Source organism: Mesorhizobium sp. M0626, assembly GCF_040320665.1.
Taxonomy (GTDB): domain Bacteria; phylum Pseudomonadota; class Alphaproteobacteria; order Rhizobiales; family Rhizobiaceae; genus Mesorhizobium.
Genome location: NZ_JAMYQD010000016.1, coordinates 40,042 through 66,118, shown reverse-complemented (window position 1 = coordinate 66,118; position 26,077 = coordinate 40,042). Strand labels below are relative to the sequence as shown.

Genomic DNA, 26,077 nt, shown 5'->3' with positions numbered 1-26,077 from the left:
TCTTTCCTATTCCTTTTCGTCGACGGTGGCGTCGGATTTCCTGCTTGCCTGGGCATGCGGGTTGCGCGCATGGAACAGGTCGAGATCGGCCTCGATGCGGTCGATCAGATTGTTGCGCACCATATCGTAGCCAAGCTCGATCGCTGCCGCGAAACCGTCCGAATCGGCGCCGCCATGGCTCTTTACCACGATGCCGTTCAGACCCAGGAAAACGCCGCCATTGGAGCGGCCCGGATCGAGCTTTTCGCGCAGGCGGTCAAAAGCGCCCTTGGCGAAGACATAGCCGATCCTGGCCATCAGCGTGCGGTTCATCGCGGCGCGCAGATAGCCTGAGATCTGGCGCACAGTGCCTTCTGCCGTCTTGAGCGCGATGTTGCCGGCAAATCCTTCGGTGACGACCACGTCGACCGTGCCCTTGCCGATGTCGTCACCCTCGACGAAGCCATGATAATTCATCGAGGCCATGTTGGCCTCGCGCAGCATGCGCCCGGCTTCCTTGACCTCTTCCTGTCCCTTGATCTCCTCGACGCCGACATTGAGCAGGCCGACTTTCGGCCGGTCGATGCCGAACACCGAGCGCGCCATGCCGGTGCCGAGAATGGCAAAGTCGATCAGCTGGTGCGCATCGGCGCCGATGGTGGCGCCGACATCCAGCACCACGCTCTCGCCGCGCATCGTGGGCCAGATCGCCGCGATCGCCGGACGGTCGATGGTCGCCATCGTGCGCAGGCAGAATTTCGACATCGCCATCAGCGCGCCGGTATTGCCGGCCGAAATGCAGGCCTGCGCGCTGCCACTCTTGACTGCTTCGACAGCCTTCCACATCGACGACTTCCAGCGGCCGTGGCGCAGCGCCTGGCTCGGCTTGTCGTCCATCCTGACCGCGACTTCGCAATGGTGGAACTCGCTGACCTCGGCCAGTTTGGGGAATTTGGCGAGTTCGGGGCGCACCAATTCCTCGCGCCCATATATGACGAAGCGGATGTCGGGACGCCTGACGGCGACCGTCATGAGTGCCGGGATGACCACGTTTGGCCCGTGATCGCCACCCATGGCATCGATGGAAATCCTGATCACGCGGTCTTTATCTCACTAGCTTGGGCCAGGGCACATGGCCCGCGAAAGAAATACTAAACTCGCGAAATTCGGGGGCTCGCGAAGGTTCGGCGAAAATAGCGGTTTTGGGCTGCCGCACAACCGGCTTTTCTCCGATCGCTTCGTGTTTTAGGATTTTCCAAGCAAGGATCGCAGCTTTTGCTGGAATTCATTCTCGACGGGCTCGTTCGGGCCGGCGGCATCGAGCGAGGCGCCTGCCTTGCGCGGATAAGGATCGATCGCCAGCCCGAAGAACTGTTCGGCGAGCGCGCCGACGTCGATCGTGTCGCCGGAGAATGTTTCCGGGCCGTCTGGCCCGTCGGCGTCGAGCAGGATCTCGCCGCCGCCTTCGAAACCTTGCCGTCCGAGCTTGGATTGCTCCGGCAGGAACAGCGCCTCGACCTCTTCGTCGATATGGGCCGCGACCGGCTCAAGGGTGACGATGCAGGCCTGGGTGATATCAGCCTCGACGCGGCCGCTGACCTTGACGCCATTGCGCTTCCACGGCGCCACCAAAAGCTCAGCACGGTAGTTTTCGACAGAAAGCAGCTCGTGCTCGCGCGCAAGCATTGCGCGCTGCGCGGCGTCGGCGTCGATCACCACCTGCAAACCTTTGTGGGGCAGGCGGCCGACATTGGCCGCGAATGAGACCGGGCTAGGCGTGTCCACATGTTTCATCTTGGTCTCCCCTCCTCACTCCGCTTTCGCGACGGGAAACGCCACGGCACCGGAAACGATCGATTCGGACGGCTGTGCTTCAAGCTGCCTTGCGGCATCGATTACATAGGACGCCAGCGGCAAGGCTTGCGGCCAGGCGCCGGCATCGGGTCTGACATTGCGCGCCAGGGCGGCAGCAAGCGCGTCGCGGTCGCTGCGTTCCAGCGCGTCGTCATAGGCGGCGGTACGGCCGTAGAACATTTTGGCCAGCCTCTTCATGCGCTTGGGCACGCCGACATCGCCAACGCCCAGTTCCCGCAGCGAATGCTCGACATCGAGAAAGAACTCGTCGATCAGCACCTGCGCGACCTCATGCGCGACGCCCTCTTCGCCGCGCAGCCGGTGCTGAAACAGGAACATATGCAGCGACAGCATCTCGAAACGGCCGAGCGGCGTATCCGGCACATTCCAGTGGGAATAAAACACGGTCTGCCGCGCCGCCGCCACGATTTGTGCGTAAAGCGCCTCGGTGATAGCGCGGTTGGCGTTGCGTTCGCGGCCAAAAAGGCGCTGGAACATTGAGGGTGGTCTCCTGGGGACCGATTGTTTGAATGGGCCTTGTTGCATCGGCAAGCAAGCTGGTTTACCGGTTTTGCCGCCCAGCGCAAGTTGCGGCCAGCTAATGGAGTTGTTGTTGCGCGCGCTGAAATTCAAGTCGACTTTTCTGCCTGGGGCCACCGCCGCGGTTTCGCTGGTGCTGGTGGCTTCCGCGCTGTCGGGCTGCAATTCGTCCAAGATGTTCGGCGACCTTAACCCTAGCGAGACGCTGACGCAGGGCTATGTTATCGACCAGCAGGCGGTCGATTCGGTGCCGGTGGGCTCCAGCCGCGAACAGGTGCTTCTGGCGCTCGGCACGCCATCGACGAAAGCCACCTTCGACAATGAGGCGTTCTATTACATTTCGCAGACGCGCAAGCGCTATGTCGCTTTCGACAAGCCGCGCCTGGTCGACCAGAAAGTGCTCGCGGTGTATTTTGGCGAGGACGGGCGCGTCACCCAGATTGCCAATTACGGTCTGAAGGACGGCAAGATTTTCGACTTCATCTCGCGCACCACGCCGACCGGCGGCAAGGACCAGAACTTCCTCAGCCAGATCATCAAAGGCGCCAGCAAGCTGGCGCCCCCCATTCCTGGCGGCGGCGCCTAAGAAGCGACCGCCTTCCTTAGATTTTTGCTTCCCCCGAAGCGACACCATCTCAGGCGGCCAAAAGCCCGCGGGAGCGATCCTGCGGGCTTTTGTTTTGAGGTCATGCGGCCGCAACACCCGTCGCGCTTTGCCGCGCGTGGCCTGTTCGGCCGCCGGGCTCCAGCGAGGCGCGGTGCACAGCCGCACTCTGCCGCGCTTCCGAAGGCGTCATGCCGAAATGCCGGCGGAAGGCGTGGTTGAAGGTCGAGAGATCGCCGAAGCCGGCGTCGAAGGCGATGGCGCCGATGGTGCGGTGTGCCAGGCGCAGGTCGGATAGCTTGCTGCAAACCAGCGCCAGCCGCCGGCCAAGCACGAACTGCGACAGCGAGGTACCCTCACCCTCGAACAGCTTTCTGATATAGCGCGCGCTGACGCGGTGGCGCCCGGCCAGGGCGTCCGACCCGACATCGCCGGAAGCCAGATTGCTTTCGATATCGGCTTTGATGGCGCGCAGCCGCGCGGCGCGTATGCCGCGGCCTGCGGCGACCTCGGTGGCGTCCTGCGTTGCCCCGACCACGACCGCGACAAGGTCCTGTATGTGCTTGGCGGCAAGCCAGCGCAATTCGGACGCGGCCAGGTTCGGCTCCTGCATCAGCAGACGGACATAGCTGGTCAGCAGCAAGAACTTTTCGCCCACGCATGACATCGGCGTCATCAGGGCGGCATCCGCATTCGCAGCCATGGGCCCGAGCGCTGCCTTGGGGATGGTGATGAAGAGATGATGCGACATCGCCCGCTCGATCACATGCGGATCAGAGGAGGACAGAAGGATTGCCTGGCCGGCCTCGATGCTGGCCTCGCGGCCGAGATGCGAGAAGGTGGCAGCGCCCTCCAGACACATGAAGAAAATGTAATCATCGGTCCCCTTGGCCATGGCGCGGGAACGGATGGTGCGGAAGGCGGTGGTCCTCGAATCGGCAATGCCGACGCCCGGCAGCCGCAGGATGGTCGCGTCGACGGAGAGCTTTTCCTCCGTGACGTTAAAATCCATGTCGGTCACCATCCGGCGCAACAGGTCGCAATAGACGTTTCGCCATTCCGCTCGCGGCCACATGGAGGTCGAAAAGCGCGCATGCGCAAACTCGGGGGGTCGAATAGTCATGGGGTACTCCCAAGCGATTGTCTTCATTTCACTGTCGTTCGTAGTCGAGGCTCGTTCCATGAACGGCCTCTCATTCCGACGGCGGCAATCGGGGGGCAGTGGATGGCTACAATGATTTGCGCACTTGGACAAAAGACTATTTACGAAGCTATGGATGAGCTTAGTTCATTCATGCTAAGAAACCCAGGGGCAAGATAGGGTAACGGCAGATGACAAGACGGCTTCCACAACTGGAATCCATTCGGGCTTTCGAGGTCATTGCCCGGCTGGGCAGCTTCAAGCGCGCCGGCGATGAGCTGAATGTTACGCCAAGCGCGCTCAGCCACCGCATCGCCGATCTCGAAGCCGATCTCGGCGTGCTTCTGTTCACCCGCCATGTCCGCCGCGTCGAACTAACGCTTGAAGGCGAAAGATTGTCCGCGGGCGTGAGACGCGCACTGCTGGAAATCCAGAGCACGATCGCGAGTGTCGCGCGCAACGAGCGCACGAGGCTGAGGGTCACCGCCATTCCTTCGCATGCCGTGCGCTGGCTGGCCCCGCGTCTGCACAGGTTTCGCAAAAAGCATCCCGAAACAGAGATCGACATCAATGCGGATCTTGCAGTCGTCGACCTTTCGCAGCGAACAGTCGACATCGCATTGCGCTTCGGCGGCGGACACTATCCGGCCGTCGAGACCGAATGGCTGATGGCTGATGCGATCTTTCCTGTCGTCAGTCCCGACTATCTCGCCGCCAACGGCCCGGTCAGAGACCAGCACGATGTGCTGCGACTGTTTCGCATCCTCGACACGACGGCCGAAAATGACGAGAGCGGCGCCAATTGGCGCCACTGGTTCGAGAGAAACAATCTGCCGCTGGATACGGTTGGCGACGGCATGAATCTGAACGGCACCTTGCTGGCGGTCGAAGCGGCGGCCAGCGGACTGGGCGTCGCCATCGCAAGGAAGTCGCTGGTCGAGAGCGATTTGCGCACCGGCAGGCTCGTGCGCCTCCTGACAACGGACATACCGACGAACTGGAACCACTACGTCGTCGTCCACCCGTCCATCTCCGCCTGGGAGCCTGCCAGATCGTTCATCAACTGGCTGAAGGCGGAAGCCGGCGACAGCGCCGGCGCCGGTTGACCTCGGCGGCCGTTTGGGAACTCTCCTCGGGAGGTCAGCAGAAGGCGCCCCCCGGTGCTCACGGACTCATTGCACCGGCCGGTTGCTCATCCTTGCGGCCCGACTGGTTCGCGGCCTTGGCGGCAAGCGCTGCCGCCATCTGGCTCTCCAGCTCGCGCAGCTTGGCGTCGAGTGTCGCCATGCCGCCCCAGCCGAATCTCGCGCGGTACAGCGGTGCGATCTCGGGCGTCAGGAATTCGACGAGGGTTTCGTCCTCGACCCAGACCTTGAGCACCTTGAACAGGCGCGCATCGATCAGCTCGCTATGCCAGCCCATGCGGGCGGCAATGCCCTGGATGGTTTCGGTCGAATTGGGCGTGCTGAGCAGCACATGCGAGCCGGAGCGCAGGCGCATGTTCGGGTCGAAGCCGATGCCGAGCGGCGCTTGCTGGTCCAGAACCGTGCCGCACGGCAGGATTTCGATCAGCGAGCCGAAATCGTCGCCGAGGCAGACAAACCATGCGCCCTCAGGAAATGGCGGCGACGGCGCACGAACTGCGGTGGCGACAAGCATTTCGGCAAGGACGCTGGCGACGGCCTGCGGATCGCGGGCGTTGAATGAAGCGTGATGCAGCATGGCAATACTCCTGTTTTCAACGGCGGCGGCCGGCAGAAGTGCCGACCCATGCCGCGGCCTTCCGCAAAAACTGAATCACCGGCTGAGCGTCAGGATGACCGCGGCAAACAGGCAGGCGTATTCGGCCAGTCCAAGCACAAGGCGCAAATTGTGGTTGGCCGCCCAGCTGTCGCGCGTCTGCGCCCAATCATCGGGGATGGTCACCGGCGTCCAGCTCTGCACCTGTTCGTTGAGCGGCACCTGACGGCTGACGGTGAAGCCAATGTCGATCACCACCAGCGCCGCGGCGACGATGGTCAGGATGCGCGGCAGGCCGGCATCGACCGCAAACATCGCCATCGCCGCGATCAGCACCAGCGTCGTCAGCCTGACGAACGGCATCACCCGGGTAAACGTCCGGTCGCGCATCTGATGCATGGCCATGTACTGGCCGGCGGTAAGATCATCGATGCGAAAATCGTGGATTACGCCCGAGACGTAGATGCCGGCAATAATTCCAGCCAGCGCAAGCGAAGCCGCCATCAAGAAAATGTCCATGTCTTTTCCCTGCCCGAATGTCGTTTCCCTGGCCAAAATCGCCGCAGAGGCGAGCCCGACACCGCGCCTATTGCAATGTCCTGGCCAATGGCCGGGGTATTAAAGCAGGCGGACGGTCCGGGCTTGGGTAGGATGGAACGATGTTTTGGGCAATGCGGCCCTCCGATTGCGTCGGAAACATCAAGTGCCGTGAGGTCGAAAGCTATCAGCAAACATTGACGCGTACTTGCCAGCGACCGGTCAAATTCGTATCAGACCGTGCTGGCCAATGGCGCATCACGCTGAATTGGGAGGAGCATCCGTGCCGGAAAAAACCCGGACAAAACCGACAGGCTGGATGGCGACCGGAACGGCTGACGGCCAGGTGGTCACGCCTGACTGGATGCCCATCGAGCCGGTGGCGATCGATGGCGTGAGGGTCAAGGAGATAAGGCCGGTCGCAACCTCCACCGGCTATCTGACCGAGATTTTTCGCAAGGAGTGGGAGCTCGATTCCGAACCGGTCGGCCAGGTCTTCCAACGCACCTTGTATCCCGGCGCGGTGACAGGCTGGCATGCCCATGCGGTGACCACCGACCGGCTATTCTGCTGCGTCGGCAGCGTCCGCATTTCGCTGTTTGACGGACGCAAGGCCTCGCCGACCTTCGGCGCCGTCTGGCACAAGATTATCGGCCCGTTGCGCCCGGCGGTCGTCATCATTCCACCCGGAATATGGCACGGTGTTGTTTCGCTCGGAGCGGAGACGGCGGTGCTGCTCAACCTCGTCGACAAGGCCTATGCCTACGATCAGCCCGACCATTGGCGCTTGCCGCCAGACACCGACCACATTCCCTACAGACTGGTGTAGCGTGGAAGCATCGGCGCAGCGCGATCAGGCCGGCGGCGAACCGCTGGTCTCGATCGTGATCGCGACGCACAACCGGCCGGCAGCACTGCGGCAGGCATTGACCAGCGTCATGCGCCAGACGTTGCAAGGCTGGGAAGCCTTGGTCATCGGCGACGATTGCAGGCCGGATACGGCGGCCGTTGTCGCTGAATTTGACGATGCCCGCATCGTCTACATCGATCTTCCTGTCAATTTCGGCGAACAGTCCGGTCCCAACAATATCGGCTTTGCCAGGGCGCGTGGCCGCTTCGTCGCCTTGCTCAACCACGACGATCTGTGGTTTCCCGACCATTTGGCGGCGATGACCGGCTGGATCGACGCCTCGGGCGCCGACGTGGTGCTGGCGCGCGGTGCCGTCATCCAGCCGCCGTCGGCGGCCGGCAATCCTGTCAATTCGATCTTCGGGATCGGCAAGGATGGTTTTTACGACCCCGTCACGACGGAAGGATTTGGCTCGGCACACATGTTTCGCCGCGCTTCGTTCAGCCTGCTCGGACCTTGGCGACCCGCCAGCCAGTGCTTTTGCGAAAGCTCGCAGGACTGGCTGTTTCGGGCATGGCGAAAGGGCGCGGTGATCGCGACGATGCCGCACCTCACGGTGATCAAGTTGCATTCCGGCATACGCAAGGGTTCCTATCTCGGCGACAATGCGCAGGAACAGAAGGATCTTCTGGATGCCATGCAGGCGCCAGACGCCTTGCGCGTGAAAATCCTTGGCTGCGCGGGCGAACCCATTCGCCTGGCGGCATCGAGTTATCTCAGGCGCAGGCTGATGGCGGCTCTTGGCATCCATCCCCGCGCCCGCGCCTTCCGCCGCAAGTATAAGCGAGGCGCCTTCCTTGCCAAGCTGCGGCGCCTGCGTGGCCTGGCGCCGATGCCTGAGCGCGAACCTGGCGTGAGCGAATTGCTGGATCGCTACAGCAAGCGCGGCGATGCCGGGACCGAGCCGGATGAGGGTTGACTGCCACCAGCGTAAATCTCAAACAAAAACCCGCGGGATCGCTCCCGCGGGTTTGTTCCTGAAGCAGTGGCGTTGCCTTAGCCGTGCGCGAGCACGGCCAGCAGCAGAAGCGCCACGATGTTGGTGATCTTGATTGCCGGGTTGACCGCCGGGCCGGCGGTGTCCTTGTAGGGATCGCCAACCGTGTCGCCGGTGACCGAAGCCTTGTGCGCTTCGGACCCCTTGAGGTGCTTGACGCCGTCCTTGTCGACAAAACCGTCCTCGAACGACTTCTTGGCATTGTCCCAGGCGCCGCCGCCCGAAGTCATCGAGATGGCGACGAACAGGCCGTTGACGATGACGCCGAGCAACGAGGCGCCGAGCGCCGCAAAGGCGGACGCCTTGGAGCCCGAGATCAGCTGCACGCCGAAATAGACGACGAGCGGCGCCAGCACCGGCAGCAGCGAGGGGATGATCATTTCGCGGATCGCCGCCTTGGTCAGAAGGTCGACGGCGCGGGCATAGTTTGGCTTGGAGGTGCCGGCCATGATGCCCGGATCCTCGCGGAACTGCTTGCGCACTTCCTCGACGATGGCGCCGGCCGCACGGCCGACGGCCGTCATGGCGATGCCGCCGAACAGATACGGGATCAGACCGCCGAAGATCAGGCCGGCGACGACGTAGGGATTGGAGAGGTCGAAGGAGACATCGCCCATGCCCTGGAAGTACGGATATTTGTCGCCATTGGCGGCAAAGAACTTCAAATCGTTCGAATAGGCCGCAAACAGCACCAGCGCGCCAAGACCGGCCGAACCGATGGCATAGCCCTTGGTCACCGCCTTGGTGGTGTTGCCGACCGCGTCGAGCGCGTCGGTGGAGTGGCGCACTTCCTTGGGCAGGCCGGCCATTTCGGCAATGCCGCCGGCATTGTCGGTGACCGGGCCGAAGGCGTCGAGGGCGACGATCATGCCGGCAAGGCCGAGCATGGTGGTGACCGCGATCGCCGTGCCGAACAGGCCGGCGAGCTGGTAGGTCGAAATGATGCCGCCGACGATGACGATTGCCGGCAGTGCGGTCGATTCGAGCGACACCGCAAGTCCCTGGATGACGTTGGTGCCGTGACCGGTCACCGAGGCCTGGGCGATGGAGTTCACCGGGCGCTTGTTGGTGCCGGTATAGTATTCGGTGATCACCACGATGAGACCGGTCACAACGAGACCGATCAGGCCGCAGATGAACAGGTTCTTGCCGATGATTGTCATGCCAGCGACGGTGCCGATCTCGCCCCAGCCGACGGTTGCCGAGGTAGCGACGCCGAGACCGACGATCGACAGCAGGCCGGTGACGATCAGGCCTTTGTAGAGGGCGCCCATGATCGAGCCGTTGGAACCGAGCTTGACGAAGAAGGTGCCGACGATCGAGGTCAGGATGCAGGCGCCGCAGATGGCGAGCGGATAGAGCATCGCCGCACCCAGAGCGGCGGTGCCGCCGAAGAAGATGGCAGCCAGCACCATGGTGGCAACGACGGTCACCGCATAGGTCTCGAAGAGGTCGGCGGCCATGCCGGCGCAGTCACCGACATTGTCGCCGACATTGTCGGCGATGGTGGCCGGGTTGCGGGGATCGTCCTCGGGAATACCGGCTTCGACCTTGCCTACGAGATCGCCGCCGACGTCGGCGCCCTTGGTGAAGATGCCGCCGCCCAGACGGGCGAAGATCGAGATCAGCGATGCGCCGAACCCGAGCGAAACCAGCGCATCGATGACGATGCGGTCATTGGGCTGCAGGCCCATCGGGCCGGTCAGGATATAGTAGTAAATCGACACGCCGAGCAGCGCGAGGCCAGCCACCAGCATACCGGTGATGGCGCCCGACTTGAAGGCGATGTCGAGACCGGCGGCGAGGCTGTTGGACGCCGCCTGCGCGGTGCGCACATTGGCGCGCACCGAGACGTGCATGCCAATGAAACCGGCGGCGCCCGAGAGCACGGCGCCGATCAGGAAGCCGACCGCGGCGGTGATCGAGAGCAGCCACCAGGCGAGCACGAGCACGACCACGCCGACGATGGCGATGGTGGTGTACTGGCGCGCCAGATAGGCTTGCGCGCCTTCGCGGATGGCGGCGGAGATTTCCTGCATGCGTGCGTTGCCCTGATCGGCTGCAAGAACCGATCGTGTCGCCCAGATGGCGTAAAGGATTGAAAGCAAGCCGCAGGCGATGACGGCAGAAATGATGGTCATTGCCGAATTTTCCTCGATTGATGGCCCAAAAGAACCCCTCCCTGGGCCGTTGGTGCGGGGAGCGGATAAAGCCTAGGCGGAATCCGTCCTTCGCAGCGGTGTATGCGAAACAGGGCTCGGAACGTCAAGATATTGTTCGGTTTTTGCCCCGCTTTCAGCCAAAAGTTTAGGCCAGAACATTCCCGTGGCCGATGCCCTGCTATTAGATCGGTTGAAATGACGCTGCGTCAGTCAATGCTTTGCCCGCAGTCCAGCGAAGGTCAGTCGCCAGTCTCCTGCCCCATCTTGCGCGCGGTGTAGCGCTCGATGGCGGACAGTCCGTCATAGATCAGCACCGCCAGCGCCGCGACGATCAGGCCGCCTTGCAGGACGAAGGCGAGATTGTTGGATAGCAGGCCGGCGATGATCACCTCGCCCAGCGTCTTGGCGGCAACCGTCGAGCCGATCGTCGCCGTGGCCAGGCTGATCACCACCGACAGCCTTATTCCGCCCAGAATGATCGCGGCGCTCAGCGGCAATTCGACCTTGACCAGTCTTTGCCAGCCCGTCATGCCGGCGCCGCGCGCGGCCTCCATGATGTTGCCCGGCAGCGTTGTGAGGCCGGTCAGCGCGTTCTCGAAGATCGGTAGCAGGCCGTAGAGGAACAGCGCAATCAGCGTCGGCTTCTCGCCGAAACCGACGGCGGGCACCGCCAGCGCCAGCACCGCCACCGGCGGAAAGGTCTGGCCGATATTGACCAGACTGCGCGACAGCGGCAGGAATTCGGCGCCCGCCGGCCTGGTCACCAGGATGGCAAGCGCCACGGCAACGATGGCAGCGGCGACGGTAGCGATCAGCACGGTCCTGAGATGCAGCAGGGTCAGCGTCAGCAGGCTGCCCTGATTGTAGATCGCCGGCGCATTGTTTTCGGTCAGCGGCTTCAACAGCGGCTCGAACCAGCCGGGATTGGTGACGAAGGCTATGAGAAGCACCACCAGGGCAAGCCTGAGCAGCGAAGGCAGCCAGGCTTTTAGACCGGCCCCTTTCATGCCGGCCTCGCCGCGCGCTTCACCAGCCCGTCGACGGTGACGCGGCCGAGCGGCTTGCCGTCTTCGCCCTTGACCGGCAGCGCCGGCCGGCCCGACCACAGAAGCTCGGCCAGCGCGTCGCGCTGGCTGGCGTCGCCTGGGATCGCCTCGCCTTCGGCAGACCCCTTTTCCACGGCCTCGCGCACGCGGCCGAGCGACAAGAGCCGGAACGGCTTTTCGCTGGCGCCGACCAGGGTTTCGACGAAGGCGTTCGCCGGCCGCGCCAGGATCTCTTCCGGCTTGGCGTATTGCACCAGCTTTCCGGCATCCATGACGGCGATCTTGTCGCCCATGTGGACCGCCTCCTCCATGTCGTGGGTGACGAGGATGATGGTGGTGCCGAAGCGCTTCTGGATTGCCAGCAGGTCCTCCTGCGCCTTGGTGCGGATGATCGGGTCGAGTGCGCCGAACGGTTCGTCCATCAGAAGCACATTGGGCTCGGCGGCGAGCGCGCGGGCGACGCCGACACGCTGCTGTTGCCCGCCGGACAGTTCGTGCGGGTAGCGCGGGCCATAGGCCTCGGGGTCGAGCTGGTAGAGTGTCATCAACTCATCGACGCGGGCCTTGATGCGGTCCTTGTCCCAGCCCAGCAGGACCGGCACGGTGGCGATGTTCTGCGCAACGGTGCGGTGCGGGAACAGGCCGTGGCCCTGGATAGCGTAGCCGATGCTGCGGCGCAGCTCGTAGCCGGGCAGCGTGCGGTTGTCGTTGCCGTCGAGCTTGATGACGCCGGCGGTCGGCTCGACCAGCCGGTTGATCATTCGCAGCAGCGTCGTCTTGCCGGAACCGGAGGTACCGACAATGACGCAAACCGTACGCGGCTCGACGACCATGGACACGTCGTCGACCACGGTCGTCGCGTCATAGCGCTTGGTAATGCCTTCGATCTCGATCATGCCGTTTCAACCCTGCGCCTGGTGGCGGTCATTTCGATCACTGCGTCGAGGATGATGGCCGCGGCGAAGGCCAGCGCCACCGTCGGCACGGCGCCGAGCAGCACCAGGTCCATTGCGGTCTGGCCGACGCCCTGGAAGACGAAGACGCCAAAGCCGCCGCCGCCGATCAGTGCGGCGATGGTGGCCAGGCCGATGTTCTGCACCAGCACGATGCGGATGCCGGTGAGGATCACCGGAAAGGCCAACGGAAACTCGACGCCGAACAGGCGCTGGCCATCGGTCATGCCCATGCCGCGCGCTGCATCATTGGCCGCGCGGGGTACGCCGGCAAGCCCGACCACGGTGTTGGCCACCACCGGCAGCAGCGAATAGAGGAACAAAGCCACGAAGGCGGGCGCGGTGCCGATGCCTCTGATACCGAGCGCTGCGGCACCCGGAACATGCGCGGCGACCCAGCCCAGCGGCGCGATCAGCAGGCCGAACAGCGCGATCGAGGGTATGGTCTGGACGATGTTGAGCACATTGAGCACGCCGGCCCGCAACCGTTCGACGCGGTGGCACAGGATGCCGAGCGGCAGGCCGACGATCACCGCCGCCGCCAGCGACCCCAGCGCCAGCGTGATGTGCTTGGAGCCTTCGGCCCAGAAACTATCGGCGCGGTTTGCATATTCCTTGAGGATCGACAGGCTGTCCCACTGCCCCGATATCAGCAACAAGCCGATGGCCAGCGCCGCGAGGACGAGCACGCCGACGCGGGCCGGTGGCGACAGGTTGAGCCTGGTCAGCACGTCGGCGAGCAACAATGTGAAGGCAAAGATCAACAGCCAGAACCCGGAAGCCGGCGAGATGCGGGCGAAGGTGTTGCCGGCCGGCGTCAGGAAGGTGCCGGCGACACCGATCAGGATGGCAAGGGCGGCGAGCGCCACGACGCTTGCGGCCAGGCGCAGGACAAGCGGGGTTTTCAGCAAGGCAACAATTGCGGCCACGACGACGATCGCCAGCAGTAGCGGCCCGACTGTGGCCGGCAGCGCCTCCAGGATCGAGCGCGCCTGACCGGGAACGATACGATTGGCGCGGAAGGTGGCGAACGGAGCCAGAAACGCCGCATAGGCAACGATCGCCGCGATAACCATGCCGAGCTTGTCGAAACGCAGGGTCATGGATGCCCCTCATGAGGAGCGATTTTCCACGTTGCGCAGACTACGCTGGTGATCGGCGAAAGCCGACGCGAAATCCGATCTCCCCCTTTGCGGGGGAGATGGCCGGCAGGCCAGAGGGGGGTGTGAAGGATCGCCAGCTTTCGAGCGTCGGCCTGTTCAGAAGCAACCCTGTCGAGGCACGCACCTGCTACCGGTTGTGAGGTCGGCGGGACAGCACCCCCCTCTGTCCTGCCGGACATCTCCCCCGCAAGGGGGGAGATCAGCAGCTTCCAGAGAGGGGTGTCTCGCACCAGCGTCACGATCAGCTATGCGCTGACTACTTCAAAAACTCGTTCTTCTTCAAAAAGTCCTCGGCGACACCCTTGACCGGCTCGCCGCCGACCTGGACGCGGCCGTTGAGTTCCTGCAGCGTGACGAGGTCGAGCTTGGCGAACACCGGCTTCAACAGCGTCTCGATCTCCGGATGCTCTTTCAGCACCGCTTCGCGGATGATCGGCGCCGGCTGGTAGACCGGCTGCACGCCCTTGTCGTCGGCGAGCACGACCAGGCCGGACGGCGCGATGCCGCCGTCGGTGCCGTAGACCATGGCGGCGTTGGCGCCGTTGGTCTGGTTGGCGGCAGCACCTATTGTCGCGGCGGTGTCGCCGCCCGAAAGCGTGATCAACTGCTCGGGCTTCAGCGTGAAGCCGTAAGTGGTCTGGAACGCCGGCAGGGCTGCCGCCGAATTGACGAACTCAGCCGACGCCGCCAAAACCACCGTGCCGCCGCCGGCGACGTATTTGCCGAAGTCGGTCAGGGTCGCCAGCTTGTTGGTCTCGGCAACCTCCTTGCGCAGCGCGATCGCCCAGGTGTTGTTGGCCGGTGACGGCGACAGCCAGACGATCTTGTTGGCGTCATAGTCGAGCTTCTTGGCGGTCTCATAGGCCTTGGCGGCATCCTTCCAGACCGGATCGTCGGCCTTCTCGAAGAAGAAAGCGGCATTGCCGGTGTACTCGGGATAGATGTCGATCTCGCCGGCAGTGATCGCCTTGCGTACCACCGGCGTGCCGCCGAGCTGGATGCGGTCGGTGGTCTTGATGTTGTTGGCGTTGAGCACAAGCTGAATGATGTTGCCGAGCACGCCGCCCTCGGTGTCGATCTTCGAGGAGACGACCACCTGGGCATTGGCGGAGGCGGCCGTGATGCCGAGCGCCAACGCCGCGCCGGCCAGAATCTTGACTGAAAACATTGTGAAAACCCCTTGCTTTGGACCGAAATGCGGTGGCCGCATATGAGCATGGCTTCAACGCCCCGTCGGGGCACACGGTTTCATAACAATGGGTACAGACGCAATAATTTTGTGCGGTCGCCGCGATTTCGGCCGCCGCCAAGCTGACACGTCGTGCCAAGCCAAAGATAGAACCGGATCAGGCGCGGGCTTTGCGCGATCCGGTCAGTTTGAGCGCGCCAAGGGCGACGAAGCAGAGGGCGACGACCGGGAAAACCAGCCAGTTCAGCATCTCCCAGCCCCACGCATTATAGATGGCGCCCGACATTAGCGAGGCGAAGGCGACGGAGCCGAACAGGACGAAGTCGTGGAAGCCCTGCACCTTGCTCTTTTCGGACGGATGGTAGCTGTCGGCGACCATGGAGGTGGCGCCGATGAAGGCAAAATTCCAGCCGAGGCCAAGCAGGATCAGCGCCGTCCAGAACTGCCACAAATGCAGGCCGGACAATGCCACCGCGGCGCAGCCGATGAGCAGGACCAGGCCGGTGGCGACGATGCGTTCGGCGCCGAAGCGATGGATCAGCGATCCGGTGAAGAAGCTAGGCGCAAACATCGCCATCACATGCCAGGAAATGCCGAGCGTGGCGTCGTCTGTCGACAGGCCGCAGCCGACCATGGCCAGCGGCGCGCCGGTCATGACGAAACTCATCAGCGCATAGCTGCCGACGGCGCAACACAGCGCCGCGACAAAACGCGGCCGGGTGACGATATCGGACAGCGGCCGGGCGTCGCTTGACGCGACTTCCGCGTGGCCGGGAGCCTTGGCCGGGATGCGCAGGAATGACAGGATGATGGCGCCGGCCGCCGCCAGAACCGGAATGGCCACGAACGAGCCGGCAAACATCACCGGCGCCAGCAATTCGCGGGTGAAGATGACGATCTGCGGCCCGAGGATCGCGGTGATGACGCCGCCGGCCAGCACGAAGGAAATGGCGCGCGCCTTGAATTCGGGCGGAGCATTATCGGCGGCGGCGAAGCGGAACTGCTGGACGAAGGCGCCGCCGACGCCGATCACCAGCAGCGCGAAAACGAACAGCCAGAAGCTGGCGTGGAACAGTGCCAGCGTGGAGATGACGCCGCCAAGCGCGGTCACGATGGTGCCGGTCATGAAGCCGCCGCGCTGGCCGAGCCAGCGGATGATGGCCGCGGCCGGCAACGCGCCGAGCGCCACGCCGATGTTGAAGCCGGTGATTGGCGCCGTTGCCAGCGACTTATCGGGGCCAAGCAGATATTGCCCGGCCAGCCCGCCCATGGAAATGGCAATCGGCGCGGCCGAACCGATAATCGCCTGCGATGTCGCCAGGATGATCGCCGTGCGGCGCGCTTCCCTTGCTGCGCCGGCGACGGTGCCGGTCACAATGCGTCCTTGCCGCGCCCCTCGCCCCGCACCCGGCGCGACACACGGTCGAGCACGGCGTTGGTCAGCTTCGGCTCGTCTTCCTCGTAGAAGGCCTTGGCGATGTCGACATATTCCGAAACGATGACGGCCACCGGCACGTCGTCGCGCTTCATCAGTTCGTAGACGCCGGCGCGCAGGATGGCGCGCAACGTCGAATCGAGTCTGGACAGCGGCCAGTCTTCCGTCAGCGCCTGGCGTATGATCGGATCGATGGTCGTCTGGTTCTCGACGACGCCGGCCAGGATTGCGCGGAACCACTGCGCGTCGGCCTCGCGATAAAGCGCGCCGTCGACTTCCTTGCCGAGCCGGAACGCCTCGTATTCGGCGGTGATCTCGAAGACGCCGCTGCCGGCCACGTCCATCTGGTAAAGCGCCTGCACGGCGGCCAGACGGGCGGCGCCACGCTTGTTGGCGTGGCGTATCGCGGGCTGGCCGGGCGAAGCGGGTTCGCTCACGATTGCGCTCCCAGCTTCTCCTTGAGCGCGATCATGGTCAGCGCCGCGCGCGCGGCAAAGCCGCCCTTGTCGCCCTCCGAGCGCTTGGCGCGCGTCCAGGCCTGCGCGTCGTTCTCGGTGGTCAGGATGCCGTTGCCGATCGCAATCGCTTCCTGCACCGAGAGATCCATCATCGCGCGGCTCGATTCATTGGCGACGATGTCGAAATGATAAGTGTCGCCACGAATGATGGTGCCGAGCGCGACAAAACCATCATAGTCCTTGCCGCCCTCGCCCATGCCGTCGAGCGCAAAAGTGATCACTGCTGGAATTTCCAGCGAACCGGGAACGGTGACGACGTCATAGGTCGCGCCGGCTTCGTCGAGCGCGCTCGTCGCGCCGTCGAGTAGCGCGTCGGCAAGATCGTCATGAAAGCGCGCCTCGATAATCAGAAGGTGGGCCTTCTTCTTCGGGCGAATGAACGCTTTGCCGTGTTGGGATGTGCCTGCCATGAATGTCTCCGGGGGTAGCCGGTGACTTAGGCCGAAGCCGGTTTGATCGCAAGCGGAAGATTGCTGGAGGCGAAGCGTAGCCTAGCGCGTCTTTGGGCTGGGCGTCGGTAGCGGGCACTTGCTGCAGAGGCTTTCAGCCCAGACGAGAACAGCTTCGTGATCCACTAAACGACCCGCGTCTACATCGGCCATTGCTTCGCGCGTAAGCCGCTTTTTCTGTTCGATTGTGAGTCTTGCGGCCATCAAAGCCCCTCTTTCGCCGCCTCGACTAGGCGCGCGGCGTAGCGGGCCATCGTGTCGATCTCCAGGTTGACCTTGTCGCCGACCTTGCGCTCGCCCCAAGTGGTCACGGTCAGCGAATGATGGATCAAAAGCACGTCGAAACGGGTGCCCTCGACCTTGTTGACGGTAAGCGAGGTGCCGTCGAGTGCGACGGAGCCTTTTGGGGCAATGAATTTTGCCAGTTCGCGCCGCGCCTCCAGCGTGAAGCGAACGGCATCGCCTTCATCCTTGCGCTCGATGATTTCGGCCATGCCGTCGACATGGCCCGACACGATGTGCCCGCCGAGTTCGTCGCCGATCTTCAGTGCCCGCTCGAGATTGACCTTGGTGCCTGATTTCCAGCCCGACGCCGTGGTCAGCCTGAGGGCCTCTTCCCAGGCTTCGACCTCGAACCAGCGTGCGTTGGACCCGCCATCTGGCAGCGCCGTCACCGTCAGGCAGACGCCGCCGCAGGAGATCGAGGCACCGATGGCGATCGTCGCGGGGTCATAGGCGGTGTCGATGCGCAGGCCGACGCCTTCGCTCAGCGGCTTGACGGCCGCGACGGTGCCGATATCGGTGACAATTCCAGTGAACATTTCAGATATCTCTCACCCATTCGGCATAGCTGTCTTCCCCGAAGCGTATCTCGCGCAACTTGCGGAAGCCTGCCGGGATATGGTTGGCGTCGATGGGCGACGCAATGCCGCCCTCGCCGATCGCTTCCGGTCCCTGGAACAGCACGATGCGGTCGACCAGTCCTTCGGCGAGGAAGGCGCTGGCTACCTTGGCGCCGCCTTCGACCAGAACGCTGGCCATGCCGAGCGCGCCGAGATCCTCGAGCAGCTCCGGCAAGGCAATGCCGCCTTCATGGGTTTCGGTGCCGATGAAGCGCACACCGGCACGCTCCAGCACCGACCGCCGCAGCGGGTCGGCCTCCAGGCTCGCGGCGATATAGAGCGGCACCCGGTCGATGCCGGAGACCAGCTTCGAGGCTTCGGGCAGCCTGATCTGGCGGTCGAGCACGATGCGCGCCGGCGAGCGGTTCTCCAGCCCCGGCAGCCGCACGGTGAGCGCGGGATCATCCTCCAGCGCCGTACCGATGCCGACCAGTATGCCATCGGCTTCGGCGCGCATCAGATAGACTTCGCGGCGGGCGACATCGCCGGTGATCGCAACCTGGCCGGCGCCATACCTGCCGATCTTGCCGTCGCTGGAAAGCGCAAGCTTCAGAGTCACTTCCGGGCGCTTTTTCAGGGATCGAATCAAATAGCCGGCCATCTGCCCGGCGGCTTCCTCGACCAGCACCTTTTCGACCACTTCGATGCCGGCGGCGCGCAGGATGGCGTAGCCTTTGCCGGAGACGCGCGGATCGGGATCGCTGGCAGCGCCTACCACCCGCGCCACTCCGGCATTGACCAGCGCGTTGGCGCAAGGCGGCGTGCGGCCATGGTGGGCGCAGGGCTCCAGCGTGACATAGGCCGTGGCGCCGCGCGCCAACTCGCTGGCTTCAGCCAACGCCTCGGTCTCGGCATGCGGCCGGCCGCCGACGGCGGTGACGCCGGTGCCGACGATCATCGGCCCGGCGCCATCGTCGCGAACGATGATGGTGCCGACCGAAGGGTTGGTCGAGGTGCGGCCGGCATTTCTGCGCGAGAGCCTCAGCGCTGCGGCCATGAAGCGGCGATCGAGGGCCTGCTGATCGGCCTTCCCTGACGTTTGGCTTGCCATGCTCAGCCGGCGTCCTCTTCGCTCTTCAGCTCGTCGCCTTTGAGTTCGTCACCTTTGAGCTCACCCAGCACATCGTGAAAATCCTTGGCCTCACGGAAATTGCGATAGACAGAGGCGAAGCGGACATAGGCGACGTCGTCGAGCGACTTCAGCGCTTCCATGACGAGCCGGCCGACCTCGCCCGAGGCGATTTCCGTCTCGCCGGAGCTTTCGAGCTGGCGCACGATGCCGGTGACGGCGCGGTCGATGCGCTCGGGATCGACATTGCGCTTGCGCACCGCGATCTCCACCGAACGCAAGAGCTTGTCGCGGTCGAACGGCACCTTTCTGCCGGACTTCTTGACCACAACGAGATCGCGCAACTGGACGCGCTCGAAAGTGGTGAAACGGCCACCGCAATCGGGACAGACGCGCCGCCGGCGGATCGCCGCGCCATCCTCGGCGGGGCGCGAATCCTTCACCTGCGTATCTTCGGACTGGCAATAGGGACAGCGCATGGAGAGCCTTCAGGTTGGCGATTCTGGCGGAACGATAGGCTTAGAGGTTTTTGCCGGGACGGCAAAGGTTCGGCAACGGCCGCTCGCGCCCTCAGAGATAGCGAGGCGGGAGGAAAATTGCCAGCCGCGCCGATATGTCAGGGGGCGACGTCCTTGGTCGGGAAGCCGCAGGACGTTCCGAGGTTGCGGTAGGCCTTGGTGAAGCCGTCCATAGGGATGCTGGCGACGGCTTGCTTGCCGAACGTCACGTCGAGCGAGATGACCTGGCGCATGGCCCGCAACAAAGCGAGACTGGTCTTGGCCTGGTTGTCGACGGTCCAGCTCGGGCGGCCGGCATCATTGGAATAGACGGTCGCGGAAACCTTGACGCCGGGGTCGCCAAAGGTCGCGGCGATCTTCTTGCCGGTCGGCAGCTCCTTGTTGGCGACGGTGAACATGATCGCCGGATAGGCATCGGGCGGCAGGGCGTCGCCAGTCGAGATCGAAAGCGTCAGCGTGCCGGCATTGCCGCCGCCATCGACAAAGGCCGTGGAGGCAGCGCAGGTCTTGTGGGAATCCTGGCCGGTGTCGAGCGCATCGATGATGGTGGTCCACCTGCCAAAGGTGTTTGTGGCGGGGATATCCGTGCCCGGCTGCGGCTGCTGCTGGGCGATCGCGCCCGACACGGCGACAGCGGCAAGCGAGCCGATGAAGGCCAGAACGGCAGGATGGAACATGCGCATCGTCAGATCTCCAACAGGCCGCGCCGCCCGGACAGCAAGCGGCGCAGAGCGCGGGATAAAAGACGAAGCGCCGCTGGTGGTCAACCGAGATAGGGATAGAGCGGGAAACGATCGGTCAGCGCCACGACCTTGGCCTTCACGGCTGCTTCCACAGCCGCATTGCCTTCGTCGGAATTGGCGACCTTCAGCCCGTCCAGCACTTCGGCGATCAGCTTGCCGATCTCGCGGAACTCGGCCTGGCCGAAGCCGCGCGTGGTGCCGGCCGGCGTGCCCAGACGCACGCCAGAGGTGACGAAAGGCTTTTCCGGATCGAACGGGATGCCGTTCTTGTTGCAGGTGATGTTGGCGCGGCCGAGCGCTGCCTCGGCGCGCTTGCCGGTGGCGTTCTTGGGCCTGAGATCGACGAGCATCAGATGGTTGTCGGTGCCGCCGGAGACGATGTCGAGGCCGGTTTCCTTGAGGCTCGACGCCAGCGCCTTGGCGTTGGCGGCGACGCTCTCGGCATAGAGCTTGAAGCTCGGCTTCAGCGCCTCGCGGAAGGCGACCGCCTTGGCGGCGATGACATGCATCAGCGGGCCGCCCTGCAGGCCGGGGAAAACCGCCGAGTTCATCTTCTTGGCGATGTCCTCGTCATTGCACAGGATCATGCCGCCGCGCGGGCCGCGCAACGATTTGTGCGTGGTCGTGGTCACGACATGGGCGTGCGGCAGCGGTGACGGATGCACGCCGCCGGCAACCAGGCCGGCGATATGGGCCATGTCGACCATCAGATAGGCGCCGACCGCATCGGCGATCTCGCGAAAGCGCTTCCAGTCCCAGATGCGCGAATAGGCGGTGCCGCCGGCCAGGATCAGCTTCGGCTTGGTCTCATGCGCGGTCTTTTCGATCGCATCCATGTCGAGCAGATGGTCGTCCTTGCGCACGCCATAGGAAACGACCTTGAACCATTTGCCGCTCATATTGACGGGCGAGCCGTGCGTCAGGTGGCCGCCGGAGTTCAGGTCGAGGCCCATGAAGGTATCGCCCGGCTGCAGCAGCGCCAGGAAGACCGCCTGGTTCATCTGGCTGCCGGAATTCGGCTGGACATTGGCGAAGTTGCAGCCGAACAGCTTTTTGGCGCGCTCGATAGCGAGTTCCTCGGCGACGTCGACGAACTGGCAGCCGCCATAATAGCGCTTGCCCGGATAACCCTCGGCGTATTTGTTGGTCATGATCGAGCCCTGCGCCTCGAGCACGGCGCGCGAAACGATGTTTTCCGAGGCGATCAGCTCGATCTCGTGACGCTGGCGGCCAAGCTCGTTGCGGATCGAGCCGAAGATCTCCGGATCGGCATCTTCCAGCGTGGTTTCGAAGAAGGATTCGAATTTGTTCGACGCTGCCGCTGCAGTTGCCATGGCCTGAAATCCTTCGGTTCGGGGCATTTATCTATGCATATCGTTGCCCCGAAACCGCTGCACGGTTCCGGGCGACATGCATTGCCGCGCCATTAACACAGTTGTTTTCGCCTCGCCACGTTTGCAGCGCGAAATTTGCTGGCCGGATTGCGCCAGAGCGGCCCTGAACCGCTATTTTCGCTCCTGCCGCCCCTGCAGCAAGGCTTCGGTGAGCGTGATCTCGGTAAACAGCGCCCGCGCCGTATGGTCGTTGATCGCGCCGCTGCTTAACATGTCGCGCACGGCGATGCGCTCGGCCTCGATGCCGGCAAGCCGCATTTCGAGCTCCAGCCGCCCGGCTTCGCGGGCCTCCGCCCGGGCGTCGTCGGCCTCGTCCGAGGTGGCGATGCGGCGCCGGTAGCCGGCGACGATGTTTTCGGCGGCGGCAAGCCTGGCGCCGGGCACCTCGCCCTGGTCGTCGTCGCTGGCGCCCGCCATGCTTTCGATGCGGGCGATGGCCGCCTTGGCGGCGCCGATGCGGGCGAGACGCTCCTCGATGGCGCTGCCATCCTCGCCCGGCTCGACCAGTCCGTGCGCTATCTTCGGCAGCGCCACGCTGGCGATGGCGAGCGAACAGATGATGACGCCGGCGGCGAGGAAGATGACCAGGTCGCGCGCCGGAAAAGACGAGCCGTCCGGCATGGCAACCGGCAGCGACAGGATGCCGGCCAGCGTGATCGCGCCGCGCACGCCCGCCACCGAGCCGGCAAGCCGCACACGCATCCCGAACGGCTCGGCTTTGCGCTTTCCCCATTTTGCCTTGAGGCCTGCCGCGATATCGCCGACCCAGATCCAGAGGAAGCGCAGCGCGATCAGGCACAGCGTCAGCGCTATCACCGTCGCGACCGGCTGGATGATCGGGTAATGGCCGGTCAGTTCGGGCGGCACGCGGCGAATGATTTCGGGAAGCTGCATGCCGAGCACGATGAACAGCGCGCCATTGTAGACGAAGGACAAGGTCGTCCACAGCGAGATCGTTTGCATGCGCGCCGAGACGCCGAGGAAGCGGAAGACGCCGGAGCCGCCGGTCAAAAGCCCGGCGGTGACCGCCGCCAGAATGCCTGAGGCATGCAGATGTTCGGCGACGAGATAGGCAATGAAGGGCAGCAGGACCATGACCAGAACCTGCGCCTCGGCCGGAACGCCGCCGATGCGATTCAGAAGCTGCAGCAGCCTGGCGGCGATGAACAACGCGGCGATGCCGGCCAGGATGCCGATGGCGACGGCATAGACGAAGGACAGCGATGCATCGGCGAAGGAAAAGCTGCCGGTCACGGCGGCGGCGACGGCGAAGCGGAACATGACCAGGCCCGAGGCGTCGTTGAGCAGCGCCTCGCCTTCCAGAATATGCATCAGCCGCGCCGGCACCAGGCTTCTGTCGACGATCGAGGACACCGCCACGGCGTCGGTCGGGGACAGCACGGCAGCGAGCGCGAAGGCGACGACCAGCGGGATGCTCGGCACCAACCAGTGCAAGGCATAACCGAAGCCGACAATGGTAAAGAAGACCAGCCCGATGGCCAGATCGAGGATCGGTCCGCGCAGCGCGATCAGCTCGCGTTTGGGCGCTCCATAGGCATCGCCGAACAAAAGCGGCGGGATGAACACCAGCAGGAAGAGTTCGGGGTCGATCTCGACATGGATGCCTTTCACCGGCCAGGCGAGCGCGGCGCCGATGGCAATCTGCAGCACCGGCAGCGGCACCCGAACCAACCGCACCAGTGCGCCGGAAAGAGCGACGAAGACCAGCACGGCGAGGATGAAGATTGCGACCTGCATGGCGCGATTCCGGCTGTTTTGAGGACCATGCGCAATTGCCGTTAGTCCGTCCAGATGGGCCTGCGGCGCAACGTCCGGCAGTGTTCATGGCCTGCATGGCTGGCGGCCACCAGTCTTCTTCTGTTGGGATGTCGAACGGAAAAGGCCACCTTGCGGTGGCCTTTCCTGAAGGAGATCAGCCGCTTAGAGCGAAGAGGTGATCTGCAGTTCGCTGGCGCCATCGAGCGCGTAGACGTCGTCGCGGAACTGCACGACGCCCGGACCCGTCGACCAGGCCGACACATAGAGGAAGTGGACCGGAACCGGGTTGACGACCTGCACCGGCGTGTTCTCGCCGGTCTTGATGGTCGCCTCGAAATGCTGGCGGTCCCAGCCGGGTGTGTCGCGCAGGACCCATGTGACGAGGTCGCGCACGTTCTGGACACGCACGCAGCCCGAGGAATCGAAGCGCATCATCTTGCCGAACAGGCTTTGCTGCGGCGTATCGTGCATGTAGACGCCGTCGGGGCTGGGGAAGTTGATCTTCACCGAGGCCATGGCGTTGCCGGAACCCGGATCCTGGCGGAAGCGGTATTTTGCGGCATCATCCGTCGACCAGTCGACAGTCATCGGATCGACTTCGCTGCCATCAGGCGCAAACAGCCGGATGTGGCTGTCCTTGAGATAGTCGGGGTTCTTCCGCATCAGCGGAATGATGTCCTTGCGCACGATCGAGACCGGCGCGTTCCAGTAAGGATTGACGATGATCTCGTTGATCTTGGAATTGACCACCGGGGTCTGGCGGTCGATCTTGCCGACGATTGCGGTGTGGCGCAGCACGACGCGATCGTTCTCGACCGCCTCGATCTGTGCCGCCGGGATATCGACCAGCACATAACGGCTGCCCAGCGTGCCGGCCTTTTCGCGCAGGCGCTCCAGGTTGGTCTGCAGCTGACCGAGGCGGATCTGCGCCGAAACGTTCATCGCCGCATAAGTGTATTTGCCCATGGCGCCGTCGGCCGGCAGGCCATGGCGCGCCTGGAAGCGCTTGACCGCGGCGTCGACGTAGGAATCGAACGACGTCGAAATGCCGGCGCTCTGCGCCAGGTCGCCCGAAATCATCAGCCGCTTGCGCAGCGGCACCACGTCCGGATCGTCGACGCCAAGCTGCAGCTTCTTGGTCGCCGGCACCTCGCCCCAGCCGCCCTGGGCGACGATGTTCTGATACTGCGCCACCGCCTGTTCGGTGAAGGCGACCGTCTGCAGGCTGAAGATCGGCAGCGTCGAGGCGACCTTGCCGCCTTCCGAGGCGCGGGCGTCGAACTGGTCGTCCCAATTGCCGCGGGCCGAAGATTTCAGGATATCGTCGATGACATCCTGCGCGCTGGCGGCATTGGCAACCATGGCGACGGCGAGCGCGGAGGCTCCAGAAAGGAAAAAGCGGCGGCTGGTTCTCATGGACGTTCCAGACATTCTTGTCGTGTTTGGCTTGTAGCGTTTGGCTGTTGCAGCGTTCGGCTACGTGCTCGATGTTGGGCGATATCGCCCGCACTTTAAAGTTGGCACTGTTAACAATTAGCCAACCATGACCTGCGTCACCTGGCCGTCAAAAGCGGACGGCGATGCGACCTTACAGGCGCGCGAACAGCTTTCGCCGCCGCATACCCACACCCCTCGCTTCCACCGCGAATATGGCGGCAACGTGGCTTTGCGCCGAATTGGAAGCGCAGGCGGCTCGAAAAAGAAAAGGCCGGTGCTTTTCGGCACCGGCCTGTTGGCTGAGACTTGCCTCCGGCCGCGCTTCTTCCGGCGCAGCTGCTATTCAATGGCCCGCTGATTACATCCGGTAGGCGATGGTGTCGTTCCAGAAGCGGTCGAGGCGCTGCAGCGCGCGGTTCATCTGCTTGAACTCTTCGCTGTTGATGCCGCCGACCTGTTCGATCGAGCCGACATGGCGCTCATAGAGACCGGCGACGACTTCCGCCACTTCATTGCCCTTCGGCGTCAGCGAAACGCGGACCGAACGGCGGTCGATGCGCGAGCGCTGGTGGTTGATGAAGCCGAGATCGACCAGCTTCTTCAGATTGTAGGAGACATTCGAGCCGAGATAGTAGCCACGCGAGCGCAGCTCGCCGGCGGTCAGCTCGGAGTTGCCGATGTTGAACAGAAGCAGCGCCTGGATGGCATTGATGTCGGAACGGCCATTGCGGTCGAACTCGTCCTTGATCACGTCAAGCAGACGGCGATGCAGACGCTCGACCAGCTGCAGCGATTCCATGTAAAGCGAACGGATAGCCTCGCGGCGATCGTCGGATACGTTGGCGGTCTTCGCCGCCGGACGCGAATTGATCATTGTCTTTGCCTCTCGTTTGTCGCCCTGGTGATTTTTTGTTTTTCACCTTGATTGCGACACTATCGAATACTCATAAAATTCGACTTAAACGCTAGGGCTAACAAGAGCTTACCGGTAATAGGTTTCGCAAGACGCTTAACGAAC

The 26,077-nt window shown here is 63.8% G+C and carries 28 protein-coding genes; 5 read left to right on the top strand and 23 right to left on the bottom strand.

The annotated features are described in order from the left end of the window. Positions 1–6: 6 nt before the first annotated feature. The 3 genes from plsX to NKI37_RS21050 all read right to left on the bottom strand — a co-directional run bounded on the left by plsX (position 7) and on the right by NKI37_RS21050 (position 2,331). Positions 7–1,077 (bottom strand): phosphate acyltransferase PlsX, encoded by a 1,071-nt coding sequence (gene plsX / locus NKI37_RS21060; RefSeq protein ID WP_023700539.1) that lies wholly within the window; start codon positions 1,075–1,077, stop codon positions 7–9. 147 nt (positions 1,078–1,224) lie between these two features. Then, complete coding sequence (locus tag NKI37_RS21055; RefSeq protein WP_352650166.1) at positions 1,225–1,773, bottom strand: YceD family protein; 549 nt, start codon at positions 1,771–1,773, stop codon at positions 1,225–1,227. 15 nt (positions 1,774–1,788) lie between these two features. Continuing rightward, complete coding sequence (locus NKI37_RS21050; RefSeq protein WP_023669369.1) at positions 1,789–2,331, bottom strand: ubiquinol-cytochrome C chaperone family protein; 543 nt, start codon at positions 2,329–2,331, stop codon at positions 1,789–1,791. A 115-nt stretch (positions 2,332–2,446) separates the two neighbouring features. On the opposite strand from NKI37_RS21050, the gene NKI37_RS21045 reads away from it, so the two are divergent. Continuing rightward, a complete protein-coding gene (locus tag NKI37_RS21045) occupies positions 2,447–2,959 on the top strand; it encodes an outer membrane protein assembly factor BamE (protein WP_023669368.1) in 513 nt (170 codons plus the stop codon). A 100-nt stretch (positions 2,960–3,059) separates the two neighbouring features. Here NKI37_RS21045 and NKI37_RS21040 read toward each other — a convergent pair whose 3' ends face one another. Then, positions 3,060–4,100 carry a helix-turn-helix domain-containing protein gene (locus NKI37_RS21040; RefSeq protein WP_352787992.1) on the bottom strand — a complete coding sequence of 347 codons (1,041 nt, stop codon included), beginning with the start codon at positions 4,098–4,100 and terminating at the stop codon, positions 3,060–3,062. A 209-nt stretch (positions 4,101–4,309) separates the two neighbouring features. Between NKI37_RS21040 and NKI37_RS21035 the strand changes: the two genes are divergently transcribed. Beyond that, entirely contained in the window at positions 4,310–5,224 is a 915-nt protein-coding gene (locus NKI37_RS21035; RefSeq protein ID WP_023669366.1) for a LysR substrate-binding domain-containing protein, read from the top strand. A gap of 58 nt (positions 5,225–5,282) precedes the next feature. Here NKI37_RS21035 and NKI37_RS21030 read toward each other — a convergent pair whose 3' ends face one another. Both NKI37_RS21030 and NKI37_RS21025 read right to left on the bottom strand, forming a co-directional pair. Next, positions 5,283–5,840 carry a hypothetical protein gene (locus NKI37_RS21030; protein ID WP_352787995.1) on the bottom strand — a complete coding sequence of 186 codons (558 nt, stop codon included), beginning with the start codon at positions 5,838–5,840 and terminating at the stop codon, positions 5,283–5,285. Between the two features lie 75 nt (positions 5,841–5,915). Beyond that, complete coding sequence (locus NKI37_RS21025; RefSeq protein WP_352787998.1) at positions 5,916–6,377, bottom strand: anthrone oxygenase family protein; 462 nt, start codon at positions 6,375–6,377, stop codon at positions 5,916–5,918. A gap of 301 nt (positions 6,378–6,678) precedes the next feature. Here NKI37_RS21025 and NKI37_RS21020 point away from each other — a divergent pair, with 301 nt between their 5' ends. Both NKI37_RS21020 and NKI37_RS21015 read left to right on the top strand, forming a co-directional pair. Continuing rightward, positions 6,679–7,224, top strand: coding sequence for a dTDP-4-dehydrorhamnose 3,5-epimerase family protein (locus tag NKI37_RS21020; RefSeq protein WP_245263759.1), 546 nt, complete (start codon positions 6,679–6,681; stop codon positions 7,222–7,224). A gap of 1 nt (position 7,225) precedes the next feature. Further along, on the top strand, positions 7,226–8,224 hold the full coding sequence (locus tag NKI37_RS21015; RefSeq protein ID WP_352788001.1) for a glycosyltransferase family 2 protein: 999 nt from the start codon (positions 7,226–7,228) through the stop codon (positions 8,222–8,224). 77 nt (positions 8,225–8,301) lie between these two features. On the opposite strand, the gene NKI37_RS21010 is transcribed toward NKI37_RS21015, so the two are convergent. From NKI37_RS21010 to NKI37_RS20940, 16 genes are all read right to left on the bottom strand, one after another. Beyond that, a complete protein-coding gene (locus NKI37_RS21010) occupies positions 8,302–10,443 on the bottom strand; it encodes a sodium-translocating pyrophosphatase (RefSeq protein WP_352788004.1) in 2,142 nt (713 codons plus the stop codon). Positions 10,444–10,703: 260 nt separating this feature from the next. Continuing rightward, the gene (locus NKI37_RS21005; protein WP_031196635.1) at positions 10,704–11,471 is read right to left on the bottom strand and encodes an ABC transporter permease; all 768 of its coding nucleotides are present in this window, start codon (positions 11,469–11,471) and stop codon (positions 10,704–10,706) included. After that, positions 11,468–12,406, bottom strand: a complete 939-nt coding sequence (locus NKI37_RS21000; protein ID WP_023705068.1) for an ABC transporter ATP-binding protein — start codon at positions 12,404–12,406, stop codon at positions 11,468–11,470. Before NKI37_RS21000 ends, NKI37_RS21005 begins: the two co-directional genes overlap by 4 nt. After that, complete coding sequence (locus NKI37_RS20995) at positions 12,403–13,566, bottom strand: ABC transporter permease (RefSeq protein ID WP_023689504.1); 1,164 nt, start codon at positions 13,564–13,566, stop codon at positions 12,403–12,405. Before NKI37_RS20995 ends, NKI37_RS21000 begins: the two co-directional genes overlap by 4 nt. Before the next feature lie 316 nt (positions 13,567–13,882). Further along, positions 13,883–14,794: a glycine betaine ABC transporter substrate-binding protein OsmF gene (osmF, locus tag NKI37_RS20990; RefSeq protein ID WP_352788010.1), complete on the bottom strand. Its 912-nt coding sequence runs from the start codon at positions 14,792–14,794 to the stop codon at positions 13,883–13,885. 178 nt (positions 14,795–14,972) lie between these two features. Continuing rightward, positions 14,973–16,190, bottom strand: coding sequence for an MFS transporter (locus NKI37_RS20985; RefSeq protein ID WP_352788013.1), 1,218 nt, complete (start codon positions 16,188–16,190; stop codon positions 14,973–14,975). Continuing rightward, positions 16,187–16,687: a transcription antitermination factor NusB gene (gene nusB, locus NKI37_RS20980; protein WP_023682390.1), complete on the bottom strand. Its 501-nt coding sequence runs from the start codon at positions 16,685–16,687 to the stop codon at positions 16,187–16,189. Before nusB ends, NKI37_RS20985 begins: the two co-directional genes overlap by 4 nt. Beyond that, positions 16,684–17,178 (bottom strand): 6,7-dimethyl-8-ribityllumazine synthase, encoded by a 495-nt coding sequence (gene ribH, locus NKI37_RS20975; RefSeq protein WP_352788015.1) that lies wholly within the window; start codon positions 17,176–17,178, stop codon positions 16,684–16,686. Before ribH ends, nusB begins: the two co-directional genes overlap by 4 nt. 81 nt (positions 17,179–17,259) lie before the next feature. Beyond that, positions 17,260–17,370, bottom strand: coding sequence for a hypothetical protein (locus tag NKI37_RS31965; RefSeq protein WP_502897518.1), 111 nt, complete (start codon positions 17,368–17,370; stop codon positions 17,260–17,262). A 50-nt stretch (positions 17,371–17,420) separates the two neighbouring features. Next, positions 17,421–18,038 carry a riboflavin synthase gene (locus NKI37_RS20970; RefSeq protein ID WP_352788017.1) on the bottom strand — a complete coding sequence of 206 codons (618 nt, stop codon included), beginning with the start codon at positions 18,036–18,038 and terminating at the stop codon, positions 17,421–17,423. A 1-nt stretch (position 18,039) separates the two neighbouring features. Next, a complete protein-coding gene (gene ribD / locus NKI37_RS20965; protein WP_023693258.1) occupies positions 18,040–19,170 on the bottom strand; it encodes a bifunctional diaminohydroxyphosphoribosylaminopyrimidine deaminase/5-amino-6-(5-phosphoribosylamino)uracil reductase RibD in 1,131 nt (376 codons plus the stop codon). A gap of 2 nt (positions 19,171–19,172) precedes the next feature. Then, complete coding sequence (nrdR, locus tag NKI37_RS20960) at positions 19,173–19,667, bottom strand: transcriptional regulator NrdR (RefSeq protein ID WP_023669351.1); 495 nt, start codon at positions 19,665–19,667, stop codon at positions 19,173–19,175. A gap of 137 nt (positions 19,668–19,804) precedes the next feature. Next, positions 19,805–20,389 (bottom strand): invasion associated locus B family protein, encoded by a 585-nt coding sequence (locus NKI37_RS20955; protein WP_023693257.1) that lies wholly within the window; start codon positions 20,387–20,389, stop codon positions 19,805–19,807. Positions 20,390–20,469: 80 nt separating this feature from the next. After that, entirely contained in the window at positions 20,470–21,783 is a 1,314-nt protein-coding gene (gene glyA, locus NKI37_RS20950) for a serine hydroxymethyltransferase (protein ID WP_352788020.1), read from the bottom strand. A 171-nt stretch (positions 21,784–21,954) separates the two neighbouring features. After that, entirely contained in the window at positions 21,955–23,601 is a 1,647-nt protein-coding gene (locus NKI37_RS20945; RefSeq protein WP_352498384.1) for a Na+/H+ antiporter, read from the bottom strand. A 183-nt stretch (positions 23,602–23,784) separates the two neighbouring features. Next, positions 23,785–25,038, bottom strand: coding sequence for a L,D-transpeptidase family protein (locus NKI37_RS20940; protein ID WP_023711542.1), 1,254 nt, complete (start codon positions 25,036–25,038; stop codon positions 23,785–23,787). 127 nt (positions 25,039–25,165) lie between these two features. On the opposite strand from NKI37_RS20940, the gene NKI37_RS20935 reads away from it, so the two are divergent. After that, on the top strand, positions 25,166–25,417 hold the full coding sequence (locus NKI37_RS20935) for a hypothetical protein (RefSeq protein WP_023711543.1): 252 nt from the start codon (positions 25,166–25,168) through the stop codon (positions 25,415–25,417). Here NKI37_RS20935 and ldtR read toward each other — a convergent pair whose 3' ends face one another. Continuing rightward, positions 25,418–25,933 carry a transcriptional regulator LdtR gene (ldtR, locus tag NKI37_RS20930; RefSeq protein WP_023672997.1) on the bottom strand — a complete coding sequence of 172 codons (516 nt, stop codon included), beginning with the start codon at positions 25,931–25,933 and terminating at the stop codon, positions 25,418–25,420. Positions 25,934–26,077 lie beyond the last annotated feature (144 nt).

Coding starts and splice junctions, on each gene's coding strand:
- NKI37_RS20940 (WP_023711542.1), bottom strand. CDS start 25,038: ATGAGAACCAGCCGCCGCTTTTTCCTTTCTGGAGCCTCCGCGCTCGCC.
- NKI37_RS20955 (WP_023693257.1), bottom strand. CDS start 20,389: ATGCGCATGTTCCATCCTGCCGTTCTGGCCTTCATCGGCTCGCTTGCC.
- NKI37_RS21010 (WP_352788004.1), bottom strand. CDS start 10,443: ATGACCATCATTTCTGCCGTCATCGCCTGCGGCTTGCTTTCAATCCTT.
- NKI37_RS20970 (WP_352788017.1), bottom strand. CDS start 18,038: ATGTTCACTGGAATTGTCACCGATATCGGCACCGTCGCGGCCGTCAAG.
- NKI37_RS20945 (WP_352498384.1), bottom strand. CDS start 23,601: ATGCAGGTCGCAATCTTCATCCTCGCCGTGCTGGTCTTCGTCGCTCTT.
- NKI37_RS21035 (WP_023669366.1), top strand. CDS start 4,310: ATGACAAGACGGCTTCCACAACTGGAATCCATTCGGGCTTTCGAGGTC.
- NKI37_RS21040 (WP_352787992.1), bottom strand. CDS start 4,100: ATGACTATTCGACCCCCCGAGTTTGCGCATGCGCGCTTTTCGACCTCC.
- ldtR (WP_023672997.1), bottom strand. CDS start 25,933: ATGATCAATTCGCGTCCGGCGGCGAAGACCGCCAACGTATCCGACGAT.
- NKI37_RS21030 (WP_352787995.1), bottom strand. CDS start 5,840: ATGCTGCATCACGCTTCATTCAACGCCCGCGATCCGCAGGCCGTCGCC.
- NKI37_RS21000 (WP_023705068.1), bottom strand. CDS start 12,406: ATGATCGAGATCGAAGGCATTACCAAGCGCTATGACGCGACGACCGTG.
- NKI37_RS21025 (WP_352787998.1), bottom strand. CDS start 6,377: ATGGACATTTTCTTGATGGCGGCTTCGCTTGCGCTGGCTGGAATTATT.
- nrdR (WP_023669351.1), bottom strand. CDS start 19,667: ATGCGCTGTCCCTATTGCCAGTCCGAAGATACGCAGGTGAAGGATTCG.
- NKI37_RS21055 (WP_352650166.1), bottom strand. CDS start 1,773: ATGAAACATGTGGACACGCCTAGCCCGGTCTCATTCGCGGCCAATGTC.
- NKI37_RS20995 (WP_023689504.1), bottom strand. CDS start 13,566: ATGACCCTGCGTTTCGACAAGCTCGGCATGGTTATCGCGGCGATCGTT.
- NKI37_RS31965 (WP_502897518.1), bottom strand. CDS start 17,370: ATGGCCGATGTAGACGCGGGTCGTTTAGTGGATCACGAAGCTGTTCTC.
- ribH (WP_352788015.1), bottom strand. CDS start 17,178: ATGGCAGGCACATCCCAACACGGCAAAGCGTTCATTCGCCCGAAGAAG.
- glyA (WP_352788020.1), bottom strand. CDS start 21,783: ATGGCAACTGCAGCGGCAGCGTCGAACAAATTCGAATCCTTCTTCGAA.
- NKI37_RS20935 (WP_023711543.1), top strand. CDS start 25,166: ATGACCTGCGTCACCTGGCCGTCAAAAGCGGACGGCGATGCGACCTTA.
- NKI37_RS21050 (WP_023669369.1), bottom strand. CDS start 2,331: ATGTTCCAGCGCCTTTTTGGCCGCGAACGCAACGCCAACCGCGCTATC.
- osmF (WP_352788010.1), bottom strand. CDS start 14,794: ATGTTTTCAGTCAAGATTCTGGCCGGCGCGGCGTTGGCGCTCGGCATC.
- NKI37_RS21005 (WP_031196635.1), bottom strand. CDS start 11,471: ATGAAAGGGGCCGGTCTAAAAGCCTGGCTGCCTTCGCTGCTCAGGCTT.
- ribD (WP_023693258.1), bottom strand. CDS start 19,170: ATGGCAAGCCAAACGTCAGGGAAGGCCGATCAGCAGGCCCTCGATCGC.